3 protein-coding genes and 2 pseudogenes are annotated in these 5,640 nt (G+C 38.6%); 2 read left to right on the top strand and 3 right to left on the bottom strand.

Annotation, left to right across the window (positions count from 1 at the left end):
* Positions 1-257: 257 nt before the first annotated feature.
* A complete protein-coding gene (locus tag CYP77_RS07420) occupies positions 258-1,277 on the bottom strand; it encodes a hypothetical protein (protein ID WP_103567748.1) in 1,020 nt (339 codons plus the stop codon).
* Positions 1,278-1,340: 63 nt separating this feature from the next.
* On the opposite strand from CYP77_RS07420, the gene CYP77_RS07425 reads away from it, so the two are divergent.
* Both CYP77_RS07425 and truD read left to right on the top strand, forming a co-directional pair.
* Positions 1,341-2,162: a thiamine-phosphate kinase gene (locus CYP77_RS07425; RefSeq protein WP_103567749.1), complete on the top strand. Its 822-nt coding sequence runs from the start codon at positions 1,341-1,343 to the stop codon at positions 2,160-2,162.
* Entirely contained in the window at positions 2,140-3,264 is a 1,125-nt protein-coding gene (truD, locus tag CYP77_RS07430; RefSeq protein ID WP_103567750.1) for a tRNA pseudouridine(13) synthase TruD, read from the top strand. The genes CYP77_RS07425 and truD overlap by 23 nt, the downstream gene beginning before the upstream one ends.
* A gap of 111 nt (positions 3,265-3,375) precedes the next feature.
* Here truD and CYP77_RS10390 read toward each other — a convergent pair.
* Both CYP77_RS10390 and CYP77_RS10395 read right to left on the bottom strand, forming a co-directional pair.
* Positions 3,376-4,428 (bottom strand): annotated as a pseudogene (locus CYP77_RS10390) (methyl-accepting chemotaxis protein); the annotation flags it as partial.
* Between the two features lie 27 nt (positions 4,429-4,455).
* A pseudogene (locus tag CYP77_RS10395) lies at positions 4,456-5,346 on the bottom strand (Cache 3/Cache 2 fusion domain-containing protein); the annotation flags it as partial.
* Between the last annotated feature and the right edge of the window lie 294 nt (positions 5,347-5,640).

Consider the following 5,640-nt stretch of genomic DNA (forward strand, 5'->3'; position numbering starts at 1 on the left):
GCGTTATAGTCTTGATATAAACCTAAATTTACAAGTTTTGCTAGCTTTAAAAAAAGAAATTTAAATTTGGTAGCCTTGCAAGCTTGTTTTAAAACTCTTAAATTTAAAAATTTAATAGTTAGGTTGTAACTTGACTATTTTTTAAAATGCACTTTTGGGTTATTTTTAGACTCGCACGGTCGTTCGTTTTGTTGCCAGCCTGGCACTCACAGCGTCTTTTAATCTTGCTCTTGCGTTTTAGATCAAATTTAAGTAGCTCACAAATTTACTAGGCCTACTTTTAAAACATGCTCTTTTAGCCCACTTGGTATCTCGCTATTTTCAAGCGCCATTAGCTCGCTCGCTCTTAGGACATAAAACTCTTGCAAGCTTCTGTTGGCGCTTTTTTCAAGCTTTTTTGCTAGCGTGTCAAAGATATAAAACTCGGCCTCATTGCTAGCTAGCAAAAAGTCAGCCCCACTGTCAAATGCAGCAAAAATGATCTTGCTAGCAAGCTTGCAAGCTAGCTCTTCATCGACCTTTAAAAGATCATATCCACAAGTCACTTTGGCGTTTAGCTCTATAAAATTTGCCCTGTGACTGCTTAAATTTGCAGGCAGCTTATCTTTTATGGCTATCTTAAACTCTTTAAATTTACTAAGTTTTTCTATCCTTTCAAGCTCGTTTTCGTGCTTTTGCGTTGCTTTTATGCCTAAAATTTCTTTGAAAAAATCAATCGCCTCACTGTAAATTTCACTACCTTCAAAGAGCAAGTCATCAAGCTCGCAGGCTATCAAAACGCCGTTTTTAGCGCTAACAAGCTTTAAAATTTCATCATTTTTCTCATTTTTGTAAAGATGATGAGCTAGCATTATCGCAGCAGCTCCTATAAAATTTGGCTCATACTCTCTCACAAAATCAGCGTAGAAATAGGGCTTAAAGCTAGCGTAAAGCCCTTTGTCGGCCCTTTTGCAAAAGCTAGCAAATGGCTCAAATTTCGCCCAAAAATCATCATCATTTATGGCAAGGTCTAAAACCGCTCTTTTTTCATCAAGCGGGGCGATGCAAAGCTCGTCTCTAAATTTTTGAGCTAAATTTGCAAGTGGTTGGGCGGTGCTAACTACGACACCATTTACCTTGACAAAGCCTTCAAAAGGGCTAAAGTAGGGGTCTATGCTCTTTACGTGGGCAAAAAGCTCGTTTAAGTTTGCAAAGTCTGAAATCTCTAAAAAATAGGGCTTAAAATATGCCAAAACATCACTTTTCGCGTCAAATCTAAAAATCTCAACTCTTTGCATCTGTATCCTTTTTTTGGGCTTATTTTATCCTAAATTTAAAAGGAGTTTCATTATAATAGCTCAATGGATAAAGAAAATTTCACGATTGAACGCTTTAGTAACGCATATATCGGCGATGATGCGGCGGTTGCTGGCAAAATGGTCTTTAGCAAGGACATTTTTGCGCAAAATTCGCACTTTAAGCTTGGCTGGCTAAGCCTTGCAGAGATCGGCTACAAAGCGATGATCGTAAATTTTTCAGACACGATCGTGATGAACGCAAAGCCAAAGTTTGCCCTTCTAGGACTTAGTCTGCCAAAGAGCTTCACGCCGCGCCAGATCAGCGAGCTAAGTAGCGGCATAAATAGGGCGTGCGAGGAGTTTGGCGTAAAGATAATAGGCGGTGACACGATAAGTAGCCCCCTTTTAAACATAAGCGTTAGCGTGATCGGCGAGCTAAAGGGCAGGGCAGTGCTTAGAAAAAATGCTAAATTTGGCGATCTTGTTGCATTTACAGGGAGGCTCGGAGGCAGCCAAAAGGGGCTAAACTCGCTTCTAAGGCTGGCTCAAATTTCAAAAAACTCACGATTTAAAAGGCCAGTTTTAAGAGATAAGTTTTTTTACAAAGTAGCTCATCTGCTAAATTCTGCCATGGATATCTCAGACGGGCTAAATACCGACCTTGGCAAGCTTTTAAAGGCTAGCAAAAAGGGCGCTAAATTTACAAAAAAGCTAAGCAAATTTGAGCTTAGTAGCGGCGAGGAATACGAGGTTTTATTTACCTTTAGCCCTAAAAATTTAAGCGCTATTAAAAGGATCGCCGCAAAAACTAGGACAAAGATCACGATTTTTGCCAAAATTTCACACAAAAGGTTAAGACAAAATGCAAGAAGCCACCACTTTTAAGCCACTCTATGCGCTAACTCATGCGCCTATCGAGGCATATTTTTCTAAAAATTCAGATGATTTTGTTGTGCGAGAGATACCGCTTTATGAATTTAGCGGTGACGGCGAGCATTTGATCGTTGAAATTTCTAAAAAAGATATGACAACAAGCGACGCTTTGCACGCCTTAAGCGAGGTTACAGGGGCTAAGATGCGCGACTTTGGCTATGCTGGACTAAAGGACAAGCAGGGCATGACGACGCAGTTTATATCAATGTCTCGTAAATTTGAGAGCGCGCTTGCAAACTTTAGCCATGAAAAGATGAAAATTTTAAATTTAAACGTGCATAAAAACAAGCTTCGCATCGGACATCTAAAGGGCAATAGCTTTTTCATCCGCCTAAAAAAGGTGCTGCCAAGTAGCGCTAAAAAGCTCGAGCAGGCATTTACCAGCATCGATAAAATGGGCTATGCAAACTACTTTGGTTATCAGCGTTTTGGTAAATTTGGTGACAATGCTACAACTGGGCTGGAGCTACTTAAAAACGGCACGATAAATGGCAAAAAGAGCAAAAATGTAAAGCTAAATGACTTTTTGATCTCAGCCTATCAAAGTGATCTTTTTAACCGCTATCTTAGCAAAAGGGTTGAAATTTCAAGGTTTGTAAGCGACTTTAGCCTAAATGAGCTATGCGAAATTTACAAAAACTTTAGCAAAGAAATTCTCCAGGCGATGAAGGCGCAGGAGAGCTTTTTTAAGCTGCTTCCTGGAGAGGTCTTGGGGCACTATCCATTTGGCAAGCTCTTTTTGTGTGAAAATTTAGACTCTGAGGCGCAAAGATTTGCTAGGCGTGATATAACAAGTCTTGGTCTCATTGTCGGTGCAAAGGCCTATGAGGCAAGCGGCGTGGCAAAAGAGCTTGAGGATGAAATTTTCGCTGAGGCAGTTTTGCTTACTTCAAAGATCGCTGGCTCAAGGCGCTTTAACTGGGCGTATTTAGAAAATACAAGCTACAAATACAACGAAGAAAACGCTCATTTTAGCTTAAATTTCACACTTCAAAAGGGCTCATACGCCACAGTTGTGTTAGAAGAAATTTTGCATAAAAATATATTTGAGTAGGCTAAATTTAAAGATAGATTTAAAAGGGTTGCTGGCTAAATTTAGCTAGTTTAAATTTAAAAAGGTCTAGCCAAAGCTAGACCTAAAAATATTAGCTTAAGAGATAAAAACTTAAGTTCTAAAGACGCTTAGTTTAGAATTTAGCGCATCTGTCATCTTATTTAGATGTTCAGCTGCAGAAGCTATCTCTTCGACGCTTCTAGCATTTTCAGATGAAATTTGATTGATCTCTGAGATACCATCCATGATCTCATTTACATTCTTGCCAGTTGCGATGTAGTCTTGCATAGTCTTATCAGACATCGCTATGGCGTTATTCATCGTTGCGCTCATATCATTTATCGTCTTTTCAACGTCGCTTGCCACATGGGTTAGCTCTTGAATTTGCTTAGAGTTGATACCCATTTGCTCGCTGCTATCATTTATCGCTTGAACGATAACGTTGATAGTTGCGTTTATCTCTGTTAGAGATTTTTGAGTTCTCTCAGCTAGCTGTCTAACTTCATCAGCTACAACTGCAAAGCCACGTCCATGCTCGCCAGCACGTGCCGCTTCGATGGCAGCGTTAAGAGCAAGTAAATTTGTCTGATCAGCGATATCGTTGATAACAACGAGCACTGATTTAACCTGCTCTGCATCACGGCTAAGCTGCTCGATCTTACCAGCCATTTGATTTTCTACATTAGCAGAATCAACTATCTGAGTTGATAGGGCTCTGATAGCGTCAGTAGCTGTTTTTATATGAGTGCTTGCCTTTTGAAGGTCATCTTTGCCAGCTTGAGCTATAGATAGAGACTCTTTCATAGCTTCTTGCATAGACTTACATTTTTGATTTGTCTCTTCAACGATCTGGGTTGATTCTTCCACGCGTTTGCCTGTTTGAAGAGAGGTAGAGCTTAGCTCATTTGCAACTGAGCTGTTTTCGCTTGAAAGGTTTTTAGTGTCACTTATAAGCACTCTTATGCGCTCTATGAAGTTATTTATATCATTGCTGATCTTTGCTATCTCATCTTTGCCGTAGATTGGGATTTTAAGGGTAAAGTCAGATGTTATAGAATTTAAATTTGCTCCTAGTCTATCGATAGGATTTGCAACTAGCTTTTTAAGCAAGAAGATAGATACTATGATAAGAAGCAATGTAACTATAATGCTTGCTATAATGAAGTTTTTGCTAACCACTTTTAGAGGTGTTAAGAAGTCATCGGTCACAGCTGAGCCAAGCACTATCCAGTTTAGCTTGTCAAATGGCTCAAACGCAACTATACGCTCAACACCACCAGTATTAGCGAATTCAACACCTTCTTTTGTTTTTACGATCCTGTCCATAGTTTCTTTAAGATCACCACTTATCTCTTTGCCAGCTTGAGTTGGATGTATCTCAAATTTATTAGTTTTTGTGTTGTAGATAGAGAAGTAGCCACGCTCACCTAACTTCATTTGTGCCATTGTCTTTTGAAGATCTTCTAAGCCTTCAGTGAAGTCGTAACCTATAAATAAAACCGCTACAACCTCGCCGTTTTGAATGACTGGCTCATAGACACACATATAGTTTCTGCCAAAAATATTTAATGCACCCACATATGTTTCTTTGTTCATCATCTTTGGATAGATCGTTTTATTTAGCATACCAAGCGCTCTACTGCCATCATCTAGTAAAAGTGAAGTAGATACAGCAGCAAATTCATTGCCTGATTTTGCAAAGATGGTTGGGATGCCGCCGTTTGTTAGCTTTTTGATCTTATCAGATATCTCGTGGTTGTTATTTAGCACGCCCATTTTATCTGAGATAAGCTCTAAAGCATCGTCATTTTCTGTTTTTATGGTTTGGCTAGTGGCTCTTATGTTGCCTAAAGCCTCTTTTAAGATATGCATATATAGTTTTGCATTATCTTCGTTATCTTCATCAAATAGCTCAACTGTGTCCATCGCAAGTGCAACGTTTTGCTGGATAGTTGTCTCTACTCCCTCCTTGATCTCACGCTCTAAGATATGTGACGTGTAGAAAACAAAGCAAGCCATACAAATGGCAAGAACTAAAGCGATGATCGCTGAGACCTTGACTAAGATGCTACGCAAATTCATCTATATCCTCCTTGGTTTAGATTTTAAGGGTTTATTATACAAATTTTTTCTCGTAAAACATATAGAATTTCGGGGAAAAATAACGACTTTTAAATTTTTGTTTGCTTTGTATTTATAATTATAACTTTTATGAAACTGGAGCAAAAATTTATAAAAAATTGCTATTTAAATTTGGCTTTTTAAGTAAAATTTATAGTTTGGTAAAAGCAAGAATTTCTTGTTTTTACGGGGCTAAAATTTAAATTTGTATCGTTTTGTTGATTTGTCGTATATTTTATTAGATTGGTTTAAGGT

The sequence above is a fragment of the Campylobacter concisus genome, from assembly GCF_002913865.1.
Lineage (GTDB): Bacteria > Campylobacterota > Campylobacteria > Campylobacterales > Campylobacteraceae > Campylobacter_A > Campylobacter_A concisus_AM.